Raw genomic sequence first — 14912 nt, forward strand, 5'->3', positions numbered from 1 at the left:
TAGTTATGCGTTATCGATCCGGCGAAGTTGCGAATATTGCGGACAATGCGCTCGTCCGCGAACCGTTCACCGATCGGCGGTCAAACGGTCCAGCAGACAGCTCAGCGCGAACCGCACCGTCTGCTCGAGCACCTCTTCCGGCTCACCGTCGAATTCGGCCCGGCAGGCGGTGACGGCGGTCTCGGAGGCGGTGGCGAACCAGACCGTGCCGGGCGGTTCGCCGTCACTCGGTTCGGGCCCACCGACACCGGTAACCGCCACCGAATAGCTCGCGCCGAGCAGCTTGCGCACGTTGGCCGCCAACGCTTCGGCCGCCGGCCGCGACACCACGGGGACATCGGGCATATCCAGGACGGTGCGTTTGACCTCCGGGCTGTAGGCGACGACCCCGCCGCGGAACCACTGTCCCGCATCCGGTGCCGCGCCGAGGGCGGAGGCGATCTTGCCCGAGGTGAGCGATTCCGCCACCGCGATCGTCGAACCGGCCGCCGCGGCCAGCTCGGCGATCCGCTCGGCGGCACCCTCGGTCATCGCCCCGCCTCCCGGGCGGCCACGGTGTCCTCCCTCATTCCGCTCCCCGTTCCGTGCCGTCGTCGCCGCTCTCGCGGTACGCCTGCAGCGCGGTGTCGAGTTCGCGTTGCAGCCGTTGCACTTCCGCCTCGTCTCCGGCATCGGACGCAGTGGTGATGTCCTGGCGAAGCTGGGCGATGACGTCGTGTGAAACCACGGGAACCTCCTCCGGCACGGAACGGGTGAACGGTCGGGAAGCTAGCTGCCCTGCTGGTGAGACCGCTGACGCGCCTCGTCGACGTTGGCCTCGGCCCGGGCCTTCTCGGCCTGAGCTTCCTTCTCGGCCGCCTCGCGCTGCGATTCGGCCTTGTCCTGCTGGGCCCGGCCCTCCGACTCGAGGTCGTTGTTGCCGGTGACGATGCCCGCCGCCTCCTTGGCCTTCCCCTTCACATCCTCGACGACGCCCTTGATTCCTTCACGCGGGCCACTGTTGTGGTCGGACACGGAGTCCCCTTCCGTCGCAATTTCCTGACATGCAACGACCTACCCAGCGCAGCGGCGCTCAATCGGACGATTACCCGCTCACGGCTCGGGCCAGGCGGGGCAACTGCCGCAGCGGGTTGTGGTGCTCGACCTCCATCCGCTGGTCGGCGTCGAAAATGTCGCCGAGACCGGGCGCCGGATCGTGGCTGCCCGACTGTGGCAGAGTCAACGCGCTGAACGGCCAATCCGAACCGAAGACGATGTGCTCACGGCCCATCACCGCGGTGGCACTCGCCATCGCGGCGGCCGAGCCGCTCAGCGCGGTGTCGACGTAGAAGGTCGAGATCTGTCGCTGGATGTCGAGCACGGAGGGTTTCGGTAGGTCCTGCGGCCACAACTGCCCCAGCACGGTCTGAGAGGCCACGCTGATCCGGTGCGACAAGAACGGCACCGTGCCGCCCGCGTGGGCCAACTGGAAGCGAATGTTCGGATATCGCTGGGTGACACCGGTGACCATCATCATGGTCGCCGCGCGGGTGGTGTCGAAGGTGAACTCTTCCAGGAAATCCGGTAGCGGCAGTGTGGGTTTGGCGCCGTCGGGAATCGCCGCGGGGTGGACGAAAACGTAGGCGTTGCGCTGGTTCAGCGCGGCCATCAACGGCTCGAATCGCGGATCCCCCAGGTACACGCCGTTGTAGGCGGACAGCAGGATCACCCCGTCGAGATACAGTTCGTCGAGGGCGTAGATCGCCTCCGCGATCGAGGCGGGGATATCGGGCATCGGCAGGACCGCGAAGGCGCCGAACCGCGTCGGATTCGATCGGAACAGGCCGGCGGCATAGGTGTTGCAGTAGCGCGCCATGTCGTTGGCCTCCTTCCCGCTCAGGAAGGACACACCCGGGTCGGACACCGAAAGTGCTTGTGCCTGAATGCCGTAGTAGTCCATGAAGGCCAGCGCCTGATCCGGCGACCACTCCGGTGTCGGGTAACCGCCGATGGTGAGGTGGCCGTGTTCGATCAGGGCGGCACGGTAGTCCGGGGGCAGGAAATGCGCGTGCAGATCGATGCGGTAGGTGCCGGAGGGCGCGGGCCGCTGGTCGCGCACCGGTGCCGCCTGCGCGGCGGGCAACACCGCCGCCGCGGCCGCGGCCACGCCGAGAGTACCGGCGACGGCCGTACCCAGTGCGCGACGACGGCTCATCGCGGAGATGAGGCGAGCGGCGTTCATGGATTCTCACTTTCCGAATCGGCTCTGATCGGTCGCGGGTCGAGCGCGGGCGACTTCGCGCTCGACGGTTGCGAAAGATCCTGTCCGAGAAGCGTTCCGCGGTGTCCTTCCGAGAAAGGCCGTCAACGCCACCGGCAGGTATTGATCAAATCATCAGATACGATCGGCCGCGCTGTCAAGAGTAAATGATGAGATCATCAGAAATTGCCAACCGACCATGGACGACCCGATGGGCATGAGAATCCGGGCTCGACACTGGGGACGACGGCGCGGGTCCCGCCTCATCCGGCCTTGCGCACGGAGGTCGATTCCGCGTCCACCCGCCCGCTCGTCGTCGGCATCCTCGGCGTCGCACGCATCGTCGCGGGCCTGCCGGCCACCGTCTGGGGCCGGCGCAGCGTGTACGCCGTGACGGCAGTCCTCCTCGTCGCGTCGGCGGGCCTGGTCCTGATGCTTCTGCCGGCCGAGGCCCGCGCGGGCCGCCCCGGCTATCGGCAGGTGCTGCGCGGCTCGCGGTCCCTGTTCGGTGACCGGCTTCTGCTCTCGCGCGGACTGATCGCGTTCTGCCTGTCCGCCTCCTTCGGCACGCTGTGGAGCGGCCTGGCGTTGCCACTCGCGGCCTCCGTCGGTTCGGCGTTCGGCGCGGCCGCCACGACCGCCGCGTATTCGGCCGCCGGCTGGACCGGGTCCAGCATTGCCGGCGCCGCCTTCGCGGTCGGCGGCTTCGCGGTATGGGCGATCGCGGACGGCCGCCGGCGACCGGCCGACCGGCGTCCGAGGCGCTCGATCACGCCCGCCACGGAGCCGGGACACGATGTGGTGCAGACGCTCCCAGAGTGATCAGGAATCGAGAAGCGCCGGTCGTGCGATCGCCGATAACGTCTTCGACATGAACATCACCACTGCTCAGAGCACCATCGCATCGGTCATCCTGGAGACCCCGGACCCGGCTGCCGCCGCGGCCTTCTACGAGGCCGCGTTCGGACTCGGCGACCGGCTGCGGGTCCGCAAGTCGGACGCGGAGACCACCGGCTTCCGCGGATACATCCTCTCCCTCGTGGTGTCCCAGCCGAGCACCGTCGACAGCCTCATCGGCTCCGCGGTCGCGGCGGGCGCCACGACGGTCAAGCCGGCCAAGAAGAGTTTCTGGGGGTACGGCGGCGTCGTGCAGGCCCCCGACGGCGCGGTCTGGAAGATCGCCACCTCGGCGAAGAAGGACACCGGCCCGGCCACCCGCGAGATCGACGATTTCGTTCTGCTGCTCGGGGTCGAGAGTGTGAAGGCGACCAAACAGTTCTACGTCGAGCGCGGCTTGACCGTGGCCAAGAGCTTCGGCGGTAAGTACGCGGAGTTCGAGTCGCCGGCCGGGTCGGTCAAGCTCGCGCTCTACGGCCGCAAGGCCGCCGCCAAGGACGCGGGTGTCCCGGCGGAGGGCTCCGGGTCGCATCGGATCGCCGTCACCGGCCCCCTCGGTTCCTTCACCGATCCCGACGGATTCGTGTGGGAGGTCGAGGCCTGAGCCGGGTGGCCCGGCCGGAATCAGGCCGCCCGCAACGGAACTCGCAACGATTTGCGCAGCGACGACGGGCCGACCAGGGGAAGCAGCACGGCGAGGAGCTTCCCCTTGAACGCCCGCGGCGTCCGGGTCAGTTCGACGTCGACACGGCTGCCCTCCGGGGCAGGTGTGGCACGGAAGACCCACCCACCACCGGCGCCGAAGAGTTTGGAATCCCGGGTGGTCACGGTCACCGTGTCGCCCGCCGGGTCCCACTCGTAGCGGGCGCGCTCCCAGGCCGCCTCCGTCCCCTCGGTGACCTCGGCCCACCCCTCGCCCTGCTCGTGCACGACGAAGTGCTCGGCATCGATCGTCGGCCACACCTGCGGCCGGGACGGGCCGAAGTCGGTGAGCACACCCACGACCTCGGCGGGGCTCAGCGTGGAGATGAGATGAAAACGGACCGTGGTCATGGAAACTCCTCGAAACCGGTAGGGCCGCCGGCCGCGGGTTCGCGGTGCCGGACACTCATCGAGCATCGCCGCTGCCGGTGCCGCTACGAATCCGTCGGATGACGCTGCGGTGACGTAATCTCCATGACCTCCATCAGCTGGTTCGCGAACTCTTCGGCCTCGGTGCGCACTCCGTTGTGTGCCCCGGGGAACTCGACCACCTCGAGTCCGAGCCGGGCCGCGATCTCGACCGCGGGCCGATAGGGCAGGCACCCGCGCGTTTCGCGGCCGACCGCGATCACCAGACGGTCCGACACCGCGGCCAGCGCACTGTAATCCGGTGTGTACGAAGTGAATTCACGCAACTCGTGTTCGATCATGAGCGGGCCGTTGGCGGCGAGGCGGGCCCACATCTGCGCGGCACGCTCCGACAACTGCGCAACCTGCGGCGCCGGTTTCATCGCGGGACCGATGCCCGCGAGGAATCTCGCGCCGGCTGCGGCGACGCCCTCGGCGTGGAGCAGGGCATAGACCTCCTCGACCATCGCGAGGTGCCGGTCGGCGTCCGGCAGGACGGCGAAGCAGGGTGGTTCGTGCGCGACCAGTCGGCGCACCCGGTCGGGATGTCTCGCCAGCACGTCGAGTCCGACGATCGCGCCGTTGCTGGTTCCGCAGACGAACGCCGGCTCATCGGACAGATGTGCGAGCAGCCGGGCCACGTCGTCCGCCTGCACCGCCACCTGCTGATCCTCGGGCCCGTGGGCGAGCACGCTGCGCGAACAGCCGCGTGGATCCAGCGCCACGACGGTGAAACGGCGCCCGAGCACCTCGGCCATCTCGTCGAAGACGCCCGCGTCGCCGCCGCCACCGGGGATCAGCAACAGCAGCGGCCCGTCGCCGCGCAGTTCGTAGTACAGCGTGGCGCCGGGGACGGTCAGTGTGTCGGATCTCATTGCGCTACTTCCTCTTCGGTGCCGGACGGCCACTGCGACAGGGCGCGATGCAGGGCCTCGAGAATGCGGTGCCAGCTGGCGTCGATCGCCCGGGAGTGCGCGAATCCGCCGGCCGCCTCCAGGGTGGCGAAACCGTGAAATGTGCTGCGCAGCAAGCGTCCCGCGTCGGTCGCCCCGGGTTCGCTCAATCCGTATCCGCGCAACAGCGCCGCGGTGAGCTCGATACCGCGCAGCAGGGCCGGCTCTCCGGCGACCTCCTCGGGATCCATACGGATCTGCGTTGCCGCGTACCGGCCCGGATGGTCGAGGGCGTAGGAGCGGTACGCGTCGGCGAACGCGAACAACGCCTCGCGCCCGGAGCGCCCCGCCACCGCCGCGCCGATCCGCTCGTTCATCTCCGCCCCGGCCAGCAATCCCACCTGCACCTGCAGATCCCGCAGGTTCCGGACGTGGGTGTACAGGCTCGGATCCTTCACCCCGAACCTGCGGGCCACCGCGGACAGGGTGACGTGGGCGAATCCGACTTCGTCGGCGAGTTCCGCTGCGGCGCGGGCGATTCGCTGCCTGGACAATCCCGCACGGGGGGACATGTACCACTCCTAACCTAGTCTACTTAGGATGTAACCTAAGCATATTAGGATCGGCGCGGCCACATAATTTTCGCCCCGATGTCGAGGGCGATGGATGTCTAATCAGGAGTCGTCCGCGACGGACGCGGCCGCACCGGCAGGCTGCGTGACCACACCCCGGTTGCTGCCGGTCGTGGGCGCCGAAGCGGCCCACGACCTCGCGGCGATGCTCAAGGCACTCGCCGACCCCGTCCGTTTGCGGGTGTTGTCGGCCATCGCGGCGCGCGCCGGCGGGGAAGCATGTGTCTGCGACGTCTCCGACGGCCTCGACGTCACCCAGCCCACCGTCTCCCATCACCTGAAGGTGCTGCGCGAGGCCGGTCTGGTCACCAGTGAGCGCCGCGCCTCCTGGGTGTACTACCGGGTGATTCCCGAAGCGCTGCAGCGCCTTTCGGATCTGCTCGCCGATCAGGCCGGGCTGGGAGTGCACACGTGACCACGACCGAAGAGACCGCGGTCGTCGCCAAGCTGTCGATTCTCGACCGCTTCCTGCCGGTCTGGATCGGCGTGGCGATGGCCGCGGGGCTGCTGCTCGGGCGCCTCGTTCCCGGACTGGGTGACACCCTGTCGGCGGTGCAGGTCGACGGAATCTCGCTGCCCATCGCGATCGGCCTGCTGATCATGATGTATCCGGTGCTGGCGAAGGTCCGCTACGACCGGCTCGGCACCGTCACCGGCGACCGGCGCATGCTGCTCGCCTCGCTGCTGCTGAACTGGGTGGCCGGGCCCGCGCTGATGTTCACCCTCGCGTGGCTGCTGCTGCCGGATTTGCCCGAGTACCGGACCGGGCTCATCATCGTCGGCCTCGCCCGATGTATCGCGATGGTGATCATCTGGAACGATCTGGCCTGTGGCGACCGCGAAGCGGCCGCCGTGCTGGTGGCGTTGAATTCGATCTTCCAGGTCGTCATGTTCGCCGCCCTCGGCTGGTTCTATCTCTCGATCCTGCCCGGATGGCTGGGGCTCGAGCGAACCACGATCGACACCTCGCCGTGGCAGATCGCGAAATCGGTGCTGATCTTCCTCGGCATCCCGCTCATCGCCGGCTATCTCACGCGGCAGCTGGGCGAGCGGGCGCGCGGCCGGCAGTGGTACGAGGGGCGGCTGCTGCCGCGGATCGGCCCGTGGGCGCTGTACGGATTGCTGTTCACGATCGTGATCCTGTTCGCCCTGCAAGGCAACCACATCACCGCCCGGCCCTGGGACGTCGCGCGGATCGCGGTACCGCTGCTGGCGTACTTCGCGATCATGTGGGGTGGCGGCTACCTCTTCGGGTGGGTGGCCGGCCTCAGTTACGCACGCACCACCACCCTCGCCTTCACCGCGGCGGGCAACAACTTCGAACTCGCCATCGCGGTCGCGATCGCCACCTACGGCGCCGCCTCCGGCCAGGCTCTCGCCGGCGTCGTCGGCCCGCTGATCGAAGTCCCGGTTCTCGTCGGCCTCGTCTACGTCTCCCTTGCCCTGCGTCACCGGTTCCCGGCCTCCTCCGACGCTCCCACACCCGCGAAAGGCCCTGCGCGACAATGAAACCAAGCGTTCTGTTCGTGTGCGTGCACAACGCCGGACGATCCCAGATGGCCCAGGGCTTTCTCACCCACCTCGCCGGTGACCGCATCGACGTCCGCTCCGCCGGCACCGAACCCGCCGACCGCATCAACCCGGTGGCGGCGCAGGCCATGCGCGAAGTCGGCATCGATATCACCGCCGGCACCCCGGCCGTCCTGACGCCGGCACCGTCCGCCTCAGCGACATCGTCATCACCATGGGCTGCGGCGACACCTGCCCGTACTTCCCCGGTGTCGACTACCGCGACTGGCAACTGGACGACCCGGCCGGGCGAGACATCGCGGCCGTGCGGCGCATCCGCGACGAAATCCGTTCTCGCGTGGAACAACTGATCGCCGAACTCGTGCCGACGTCGTGAGGCCGCGCGCCCGGCACCGGGGTGCTCACGGTGCCAGCGATTGCGTGCCCAGCACGATCGCCAGGTCGAGACGGGCGGCGTCCTCGGTACCGGGCTCGGCGGTGTAGACGGAAATGCGCAGATCATCGAGAGTGACGATCAGGGTGTCGCAGTCGAGGGTGATCAGGCCGACCGCCGGGTGGTCGATCGTCTTCCGCCTCGACGGGTCCGGCGCGGGCGGTGGCGTCTCGGAGTTCCAGAGGTCGGTGAACGTCGAACCCGCCGCGCCGAGGTCGGTGATGAGGCGCCGCAGGGTGCGGTCGGCGGGATAGCGGGAGGCGGTCAGGCGCAGGTCGGCCACGAGCCGGGCTTCGTGCTCCGCCTGCTCCCGCTCGGAGTGCACGACCCGGGTCGGCATGCGAGTGATGTTGCGCCACACCGCATTGCGCTCCACGCCGCGCCACGCGGTGGTGTCGCCCATCAGCGCGTTGTACGGCGCGTTGGCCATCACCAGCGTCCAGCTCGCGTCGTAGACGACGACCGGCGTGTGCGACAACCGGTCGAGCAGTCGTTGCACGCTCGCGGTGATCCGCGAGGGCACGACGTCCGGGCCCGGTGCGGCATGCCCGGCCAACCGGTAGAGCAGGTCACGTTCGGCATCCGTCAGGCGCAGCGCCCGGGCCAGTGCCTCCACCACCTGCGCCGACGGCGCGGTCGCGCGCCCCTGTTCCAGGCGGGTGAGGTAGTCGGCGGAGATGCCGGCGAGCGCGGCCAGTTCCTCCCGGCGCAATCCGGCGGCCCGGCGCCGGGACCCCACCGGCACGCCGACGGCCTCGGGCGCCACCCGGTCGCGCCAGCGGCGCACCGTCCGGCCGAATTCCCACGCTTCCACGTACTCCAGTCTGCGCGAGCGCGCGCCGGCTTGTCCTGGCCCTGGCAGTCCTACGACAACCGGACGACTGCCTACGGCCCGGCCCGGTCGGCACGCTGGGGACATGACAGAAACCGGAACTGTTCTCATCACCGGCCCGACCCGCAACCTGGGCCGCGCCACCACGCTGGCGATGGCCGGCCGCCCGGTCGGACAGCGTCCCGACCTCCTTCTGGTCGGCCGCGCCGGGCCGGATCTGACCGCGATCGCCGACGAGGCCCGTGCGCGCGGCGCCCGGGTCCGCGAAATCGGTTGCGATCTGGCCGATCTCACCGATGTCCGCGCCGCCGCGACGACCGTGCGCGAACTTCTCTCCTCCGGTGCCGTGCGACCACTGCGCGCACTGATCGCCAATGCCGGCATCATGTCCGCCGACACCCGGCAAGCCACGCCCGACGGTTACGAGACGACCTTCGCCGTCAACTACCTCGCCCACGCCCAGCTCATCGGCGATCTGCTCGACGTGTTCACCGCCCCGGCGCGGATCGTTCTGCTCGGTTCGAACACCTATCACGCCAACTTCTGGCGCAGGCTGCTCCATGTCGCCGAGGCCGAATGGGCCGATCCGCTCGATCTCGCTCGCCCGGCCACCGGCGAGCGGGCGCCGGGCATGACCGCATCGGGGGTCGCGTACTCCAACGCCAAGCTGGCGATTCTGTACTACGCCCACGAACTGCAGCGCCACGCCGGCCCCGAAATCAACGTCTCGGTCTTCGAACCGGGCTGGATGCCGGGTACCGCGCTCGGCCGCGGCGCTCCCGCGCCGGTGCAAGCGATCGGCCGCGCTATCGGCCGGCTCCCCGGCGTCTCGACCCCGCAACGCTCGGGACCGCTCCTGGCCTCGATGGCCCTCGACGAGAAGTGGGCACACCTGCGCGACGGCGCCTTCGTGGTGAAGACCGCGCTCACCGAGGTGCAGCCGGTCGCCCACGACCGTGACCGCGAGCGCCGCCTGTGGGAGGCGACCACCGAGCTGCTCGAGCGCGTGCGGGCATAGGCGGCAATCCCCGCTCGATGGCGGGAAACACGTGGTGGCAGGGGTTTCATGGCGGATTCACACAGGCGCGGCGCGGGTACCTGCCGGGCCGCACCCCGGTCGGTAGGTTGGCCATCATGCGTACCGACGAGGATTCCTGGGATATCAACACCGGTGTCGGATCCACGGCATTGTTCGTCGCGGCCGCTCGCGCCCTGGGCGGCCGCGCGGACGACGCTCCGGCTCGGGACCCGCTCGCCGAGCTGTTCGTCTCGGCCGCGGGCGGCGAGTGGGCGGATCTGATGGCAGGACGACTGCCTGAACATCCCTTGCTGACAACCGATTTCGGCATCCCGTTCCAGCAGCATCAGCTCTTCCGCACCCGCTATTTCGACGACTACCTGGAGGCCGCGGTGTCGTCGGGAATCCGGCAGGTGGCGGTGCTCGCGGCGGGCCTGGACGCACGCGCCTATCGACTGCCGTGGCTGGCGGGCTGCACAGTCTACGAACTGGACCGGCCGCGGGTACTCGAGTACAAGCGCGCGACCCTCGCGCAGGCCGGGCGCGAACCGATCGCGGATCGCCGGGAGGTGGCGGTCGATCTGCGCGGCGATTGGCCGAAAGCCCTGCGCGACAGCGGCTTCGACTCCGACCGGCCGACCGCGTGGTTGATCGAGGGGCTGCTGATCTACCTCACACCCGCCGCCCAGGACCGGCTGTTCGATACGGTTCACTCGCTCAGCGCACCCGGCAGCCGGGCCGCCGTCGAACAGATGGATCCCCTGCCCGCCGAGGCCGCCGAAGCCCTGGCAGCAGACGGAGAATCCGGCTCGGAATGGGTGAAGTTGATCTACAACGAGCCGCGCAGCGAGGCCACCACCTGGTTCACCGACCGCGGATGGAGCGGTGAGCGCGTCTACCTTCCCGACTACATTCGCAGCCTCGGCCACACCCCGGCGGGCCCCGACGGCCGCCAGCAGTCACTGATCAATCTGGCGACCGTCACCCGGCCGTGAGCCGTGTGCGGCAATCGGATTCGCCCACCGAGCCGCTGTCGCACTCCTACCCCCGGTATCCGCTCAGGTTGTACACCGTGACGTTGCCGAGGTGCTGAGCCGGGAAGGTGGCGGTGACCCAGGCGGTGATGTCGGCATGCTGATTGCGGCCGAAACCGCCCGGGCCGCCGCTGTTCTCGGTGGTGTCCGGCTGCGGCTGCCCCGGCGTGCTTCCCGGTGCCGTCTGCTCCCGGCCCCGGCTCGTGGTCGCACCCTCGGCGCGCCCGGTCGTGCCCGGATTCCGGTCGCCGGGCGCGGCCTGCTCCCGCACATCCGCCGGACCTTGGTTGCGACCGTCGGCCTGAACGACGTAGTAGGCGATCTTCCCGTCCTTCACGTCGGCCTGGAACTGCGCCGACGTCGGCACCGGGTCACTGCCGGAGAACCCGCCGATCGCCATCACCGGCCTGCCGCTTTCCAGTTCGAGCGCGGCGGCCGCGGACGAACCGTTGGTCGCCGCCGCCCAGGTCGCGGTCGTCGCCTTCAGCATCGCCGAGAGCTGCGGATCCGGACGCGTCCGACCGAAGTCGCCACGCCCGCCGGCCTGCGCCGGGCCGACGGTCGGTCCGCCGCCGGAGTGCGCGGTGGCGACGGTCGCGAACGAGTAGGCCGCACCGCCCGCCAGAGCACCGATCAGCCCGATCGTCAGGACGACGGCGGCGAGTCGGCGAGACACGTCGTAGGTCCGGGGCAACACCAGTACGACCGCTGCGGCGATCGTCACCACCGCGATCGTCCAGCGCAGCTCCGGATACCAGCCGCTGTTGCGGTGCAGCAGAACGACACTCCACACGCCCGTCACCACCAGCAGTGCGGCCGTGCCGAATCGGCCGAAAGCCGTGTGCCGCCGGTTCCACAGTTCGGCGACGCCGACCGCGAACATTCCGGCGACCGCCGGGGCGATCGAGAGGCAGTAGTACGGATGCACCATGCCGTTCATGTAGCTGAGCACACCGCCGTCGATGACGATCCAGCCGCCGAACACGATGGCCGCCGCACGGATCCGATCGGTGCGCGGGGCGCGGCCGCGCGAGATGAGCACCAGCACCATCGCCAGTAACGCGGCCGGCAGTAACCAGCCGATCTCGAAGCCGAACTCCCCGGTGAACAACCGCTGCACACCGTGCACCTGCCCGCCGAAGCCACCGAATCCGTTGTGCGCGTCCGCGGGCGGGGCCGCGTGGGCCGACGCGGCCGCCTGGGCCGCGGGCGCCGGCGCCGCCCCACCACCGTGATTGCGGCCGAGCACCCGGGCGAAACCGTTGTACCCGAGCACCAGGTTCATGAAGTTGTCGTCGGTCGAGCCGGCCAGGTACGGGCGGCTCGACGCGGGCCACCAGAGCGTGAGCAGCACATACCAGCCGCTGGACACCAGCAGCGCGGCGAGTCCGCCGAGCAGTTGCAGCAGGCGGGTGCGCAGCGACGTCGGAGCGGCCACGAGGTAGGCCACGCCCAGCGCGGGCAGCACCATCAGCCCCTCGAGCATCTTCGCCAGGAACGCGAAGCCCAACGCCGCACCGGCCAGCAGCAGCCACGTCGTGGAGGCGCGGTCGAGTGCCCGCACCGTGGCATAGGCGGCGGCCGTCATGAGCAGCACCATGACCGCGTCCGGATTGTCGAATCGGAACATCAACGCCGCCACCGGTGTCAGCGCCAGCGCCGCGCCCGCGAGCACCGCCGTCCAGTGGTTGTTCGTGATCCGCCGGACCGCGCCGTAGAGCAGGGCGACCGCGGCCACCGCCATCAACGCCTGCGGAACGAGCATGCTCGCGCTGGAGAAGCCGAAGATGCGACCGGACAACCCCATCACCCACTGCGAGACGGGTGGCTTGTCGACGGTGATGAAATTCGCCGGATCCAGGGAGCCGAACAGCATCGCCTCCCAGTTCTTCGATCCGGCCCAGGCGGCGCCGGCGTAGAACTGGTTGCCCATCCCGTTGACGGTGATGTTCCACAGGTACATCACCGCCGTCGCGATCAGGAGCACCGCCAGACCGGCCCGCTCGACGGCTCTGCCGCCGAATCCGGGAGCGGCGCCGGGTTTCGCGAGCTCGGGCGGTACCACCGGCGAATTCTCGAGGAGTGATGTAGTCACGGTGCCTATTCAGCCCGCGCAGCTCCACAGCTACCTGTGAGCGAGCAGTGAGGTTGCGATGAACGCCTAGCGGGCCGGCTTCTGCCCCGCGGCCGCGACCGCCCGGCGCCGGGGACGCTCACCGGGCACGAGCAGCGCGAGGACGGCGACCACCACCGCACCGCCGAACAGGTACAACCCCCACGTGCCGGTGAGAAGATGCTGGTAGTCGTCGCGCAACTGTCTGTCGAACCGCTGATCCAATCGCCAAGCCGGTACCGCGATCGCCGCGATTCCGGCCAGCACCGCCAGCCATCCCAGGACGCGCGAGCCGAACAGCCCCGCCAACAGCATCACCAGAGCGACGAGCAGCAACACCACCGTGTAGGACGCGCGCAGCTGCGTCGCCTGGGCCTGCACCCCGTCCAGCGGGATTCCGGTCGCGAAGCCGTCGCGGATATCGGCGAGCCGGATGTGGCGGGCCTGCACAACTCCGACGAACGGCCCGAACGCTCCGACCGCCATCACGACCCCACAGGCGAACAGCACCAGATGGACGACAGCGCGCATACGTCCACGGTATTCCGGCCGGCCTCGCAATGCACCGACCCCGGCGCGATCGTCGTCGTGTCGCGACCGGACACGCCGACAATTCAGACGCCGGTGGTCGATCCCGGGCGTACGACCATCAGCACCGCGACGATCGCCCACAGCAGGTTGAAGATTCCGGCCGACATGGCCAGGCGCGCGGCCGTGGCATCGACGCGGCCGGCTGCCACGGTCGTGAGCGCGGCGCGTTGGTCGGGCAGGATCATCGTGCCCAGGATCGCGGCGGCGGCAGCGGTGAGGGCGATCGACGTGATCAGCCATCCCGTGCCGAGTACACCCAGGGCGGCGCCGGTGGCCAGCCCGAAGATCGGAACCGCGAGCCCGACGGCCGCGTATACCCGGCAAATGCGGTGCAGTACTTGAAGATTCGCGTTCATGTCGGCCGATCCGGCGGCCCGGCGCAGGGCTGGGGGAAACATACTGGCAGCGACGGCAACCGGGCCGATCGCGATCACCGCGGCCAGAACATGCAGCGACAGCAGCACTTTCGTCACCGGATGTGCTCCGCTCCACCGCGGCGCACGCCGGTGACCTTCGACGCGGGCAGGCGTCCCGCCTTGGCGGTGCCGGTGAGCGCGTCGCCCTCGACGGTCACCGCGAAGGCGAGATTCAGGCGCATCGGTTTCCTGACGGCCTGATTCCAGGTGAGCCGATCACCATCGAGCACGATGTCGTGCAGCGAAACCCGTTCGCCCGCACCGCTTGCCGTGCCGGCGAGGGTGCCGTTCTCGCGATGGATATCGAGTTCGACGGCAATCCTGCCGATCGGGGTGGAGATGGACAGATCCCAAATGCCTTCGGCGGACATGACGCAGTTGTTCCTCGGATGTGTCGTGGGTGAGCAGGTCGGATCAGACGGTGACGGGAACGGGGCCCTGGCGACGCCAGACGATGCCGCGGCGTTCGTGCGCGAACAGCCGCTCGACCGCGTGCGCGATGCGCGGCCCGACCTCGCGTTCGAGCAGATGGAGCCCGAGGTCGAGCCCGGAGGTGACGCCGGCGCCGGTGACGAGATCGCCGTCGTCGACCACTCGCGCGTCCACGGCCTGCACGCCCGTGGCCTCGAGCAGATCCAGTCCCAGATGATGGGTGGTCGCCGGACGCCCCTCCACCAGCCCGGCCATGGCGAGAATCAACGACCCGCCGCAGACGGCGGCAACCGTGATCCGCGGATTCGCCATCGCCGCGCGGAGCAGCTCGGGCAGTCCGGTGGTCAGCGTGCGGCCGAGCAGAACCGGGATCGATTCGTCGCGACGCCACTCGCCGGCGGCCCCGGCATCCTGATCCGGCATCTCCCCCGGCTCGCCGATGCGGCCCGAGGCGCCGGGGACCAGCACCACACCGGGCCGCGCCGGATCGAGCGCCGCGGTAGCGCGCAAGGTCAGGCCGCCGGTGCCGCTCACCACCTCCCGCGGCCCTTCCGCCGAGACCAGTTCGACGCTCACGGCACCGTCGGATGCGGTCCCGCCGGCATAGAGCACCTCGTAGGGGGCGATGACGTCCAGCGGATCGAACCCGTCGAACAGGACGATCTGAGCATGCATGGGAATCCCTTCGAATCCGCCCGGCCGCCCGGGCACGGCCTGACGGTATTCGGGCGGGTACGCGGTT

Annotated in this window: 18 protein-coding genes and 1 pseudogene; 6 read left to right on the forward strand and 13 right to left on the reverse strand. The window is 69.5% G+C overall.

Going from position 1 to position 14912, the window contains the following annotated elements; translation table 11 throughout:
* Nucleotides 1–66: 66 nt before the first annotated feature.
* The 4 genes from A5780_RS12640 to A5780_RS12655 all read right to left on the reverse strand — a co-directional run bounded on the left by A5780_RS12640 (nt 67) and on the right by A5780_RS12655 (nt 2221).
* Nucleotides 67–531 carry a CinA family protein gene (locus A5780_RS12640; protein ID WP_064901266.1) on the reverse strand — a complete coding sequence of 155 codons (465 nt, stop codon included), beginning with the start codon at nt 529–531 and terminating at the stop codon, nt 67–69.
* A gap of 34 nt (nt 532–565) precedes the next feature.
* Nucleotides 566–727 (reverse strand): hypothetical protein, encoded by a 162-nt coding sequence (locus tag A5780_RS12645; protein WP_156055505.1) that lies wholly within the window; start codon nt 725–727, stop codon nt 566–568.
* Nucleotides 728–768: 41 nt separating this feature from the next.
* Nucleotides 769–1014, reverse strand: coding sequence for a CsbD family protein (locus A5780_RS12650; protein WP_030513798.1), 246 nt, complete (start codon nt 1012–1014; stop codon nt 769–771).
* Between the two features lie 70 nt (nt 1015–1084).
* Nucleotides 1085–2221 carry an amidohydrolase family protein gene (locus A5780_RS12655; protein ID WP_104362704.1) on the reverse strand — a complete coding sequence of 379 codons (1137 nt, stop codon included), beginning with the start codon at nt 2219–2221 and terminating at the stop codon, nt 1085–1087.
* Nucleotides 2222–2512: 291 nt separating this feature from the next.
* Between A5780_RS12655 and A5780_RS12660 the strand changes: the two genes are divergently transcribed.
* Together A5780_RS12660 and A5780_RS12665 are read left to right on the forward strand one after the other, a co-directional pair.
* A complete protein-coding gene (locus A5780_RS12660; protein ID WP_064908522.1) occupies nt 2513–3061 on the forward strand; it encodes a hypothetical protein in 549 nt (182 codons plus the stop codon).
* A 49-nt stretch (nt 3062–3110) separates the two neighbouring features.
* Complete coding sequence (locus A5780_RS12665; RefSeq protein WP_030513796.1) at nt 3111–3740, forward strand: glyoxalase; 630 nt, start codon at nt 3111–3113, stop codon at nt 3738–3740.
* Nucleotides 3741–3760: 20 nt separating this feature from the next.
* Here the strand turns inward: A5780_RS12665 and A5780_RS12670 are convergent, their stop codons facing one another.
* The 3 genes from A5780_RS12670 to A5780_RS12680 form a co-directional block, all read right to left on the reverse strand.
* A complete protein-coding gene (locus A5780_RS12670; RefSeq protein WP_064901272.1) occupies nt 3761–4189 on the reverse strand; it encodes a hypothetical protein in 429 nt (142 codons plus the stop codon).
* 83 nt (nt 4190–4272) lie between these two features.
* Nucleotides 4273–5121, reverse strand: coding sequence for an alpha/beta hydrolase (locus A5780_RS12675; protein WP_064908523.1), 849 nt, complete (start codon nt 5119–5121; stop codon nt 4273–4275).
* Entirely contained in the window at nt 5118–5711 is a 594-nt protein-coding gene (locus A5780_RS12680) for a TetR/AcrR family transcriptional regulator (protein ID WP_063012717.1), read from the reverse strand. The genes A5780_RS12675 and A5780_RS12680 overlap by 4 nt, the downstream gene beginning before the upstream one ends.
* A gap of 94 nt (nt 5712–5805) precedes the next feature.
* Here A5780_RS12680 and A5780_RS12685 point away from each other — a divergent pair, with 94 nt between their 5' ends.
* On the forward strand, nt 5806–6186 hold the full coding sequence (locus A5780_RS12685) for a metalloregulator ArsR/SmtB family transcription factor (RefSeq protein ID WP_082976437.1): 381 nt from the start codon (nt 5806–5808) through the stop codon (nt 6184–6186).
* Nucleotides 6183–7677 (forward strand): annotated as a pseudogene (gene arsB, locus A5780_RS12690) (ACR3 family arsenite efflux transporter). Before A5780_RS12685 ends, arsB begins: the two are co-directional and overlap by 4 nt.
* Nucleotides 7678–7702: 25 nt before the next feature.
* Here arsB and A5780_RS12700 read toward each other — a convergent pair.
* Complete coding sequence (locus tag A5780_RS12700; RefSeq protein ID WP_064908526.1) at nt 7703–8548, reverse strand: helix-turn-helix transcriptional regulator; 846 nt, start codon at nt 8546–8548, stop codon at nt 7703–7705.
* Between the two features lie 103 nt (nt 8549–8651).
* Between A5780_RS12700 and A5780_RS12705 the strand changes: the two genes are divergently transcribed.
* Nucleotides 8652–9584 (forward strand): SDR family NAD(P)-dependent oxidoreductase, encoded by a 933-nt coding sequence (locus tag A5780_RS12705; protein ID WP_064908527.1) that lies wholly within the window; start codon nt 8652–8654, stop codon nt 9582–9584.
* A gap of 116 nt (nt 9585–9700) precedes the next feature.
* Nucleotides 9701–10579, forward strand: a complete 879-nt coding sequence (locus tag A5780_RS12710) for an SAM-dependent methyltransferase (protein ID WP_063012732.1) — start codon at nt 9701–9703, stop codon at nt 10577–10579.
* A gap of 46 nt (nt 10580–10625) precedes the next feature.
* Here the strand turns inward: A5780_RS12710 and A5780_RS12715 are convergent, their stop codons facing one another.
* From A5780_RS12715 to A5780_RS12735, 5 genes are all read right to left on the reverse strand, one after another.
* Entirely contained in the window at nt 10626–12722 is a 2097-nt protein-coding gene (locus A5780_RS12715) for a glycosyltransferase family 39 protein (protein WP_064908528.1), read from the reverse strand.
* A gap of 57 nt (nt 12723–12779) precedes the next feature.
* Complete coding sequence (locus tag A5780_RS12720) at nt 12780–13262, reverse strand: hypothetical protein (protein ID WP_064908529.1); 483 nt, start codon at nt 13260–13262, stop codon at nt 12780–12782.
* An 83-nt stretch (nt 13263–13345) separates the two neighbouring features.
* Nucleotides 13346–13795 carry a hypothetical protein gene (locus A5780_RS12725; RefSeq protein ID WP_064901288.1) on the reverse strand — a complete coding sequence of 150 codons (450 nt, stop codon included), beginning with the start codon at nt 13793–13795 and terminating at the stop codon, nt 13346–13348.
* The gene (locus A5780_RS12730) at nt 13792–14109 is read right to left on the reverse strand and encodes a hypothetical protein (RefSeq protein ID WP_064901290.1); all 318 of its coding nucleotides are present in this window, start codon (nt 14107–14109) and stop codon (nt 13792–13794) included. Before A5780_RS12730 ends, A5780_RS12725 begins: the two co-directional genes overlap by 4 nt.
* Before the next feature lie 43 nt (nt 14110–14152).
* Nucleotides 14153–14845 carry a DJ-1/PfpI family protein gene (locus A5780_RS12735; RefSeq protein WP_064908530.1) on the reverse strand — a complete coding sequence of 231 codons (693 nt, stop codon included), beginning with the start codon at nt 14843–14845 and terminating at the stop codon, nt 14153–14155.
* Nucleotides 14846–14912: the final 67 nt, after the last annotated feature.

Source organism: Nocardia sp. 852002-20019_SCH5090214, assembly GCF_001665865.1.
Lineage (GTDB): Bacteria > Actinomycetota > Actinomycetes > Mycobacteriales > Mycobacteriaceae > Nocardia > Nocardia nova.

Excerpts from the sequence above, each read along its gene's own strand:
- A5780_RS12640 (WP_064901266.1), bottom strand. The coding sequence starts at position 531 with ATGACCGAGGGTGCCGCCGAGCGGATCGCCGAGCTGGCCGCGGCGGCC.
- A5780_RS12655 (WP_104362704.1), bottom strand. The coding sequence starts at position 2,221 with ATGAACGCCGCTCGCCTCATCTCCGCGATGAGCCGTCGTCGCGCACTG.
- A5780_RS12665 (WP_030513796.1), top strand. The coding sequence starts at position 3,111 with ATGAACATCACCACTGCTCAGAGCACCATCGCATCGGTCATCCTGGAG.
- A5780_RS12670 (WP_064901272.1), bottom strand. The coding sequence starts at position 4,189 with ATGACCACGGTCCGTTTTCATCTCATCTCCACGCTGAGCCCCGCCGAG.
- A5780_RS12675 (WP_064908523.1), bottom strand. The coding sequence starts at position 5,121 with ATGAGATCCGACACACTGACCGTCCCCGGCGCCACGCTGTACTACGAA.
- A5780_RS12680 (WP_063012717.1), bottom strand. The coding sequence starts at position 5,711 with ATGTCCCCCCGTGCGGGATTGTCCAGGCAGCGAATCGCCCGCGCCGCA.
- A5780_RS12685 (WP_082976437.1), top strand. The coding sequence starts at position 5,806 with ATGTCTAATCAGGAGTCGTCCGCGACGGACGCGGCCGCACCGGCAGGC.
- A5780_RS12705 (WP_064908527.1), top strand. The coding sequence starts at position 8,652 with ATGACAGAAACCGGAACTGTTCTCATCACCGGCCCGACCCGCAACCTG.
- A5780_RS12710 (WP_063012732.1), top strand. The coding sequence starts at position 9,701 with ATGCGTACCGACGAGGATTCCTGGGATATCAACACCGGTGTCGGATCC.
- A5780_RS12720 (WP_064908529.1), bottom strand. The coding sequence starts at position 13,262 with ATGCGCGCTGTCGTCCATCTGGTGCTGTTCGCCTGTGGGGTCGTGATG.
- A5780_RS12730 (WP_064901290.1), bottom strand. The coding sequence starts at position 14,109 with ATGTCCGCCGAAGGCATTTGGGATCTGTCCATCTCCACCCCGATCGGC.
- A5780_RS12735 (WP_064908530.1), bottom strand. The coding sequence starts at position 14,845 with ATGCATGCTCAGATCGTCCTGTTCGACGGGTTCGATCCGCTGGACGTC.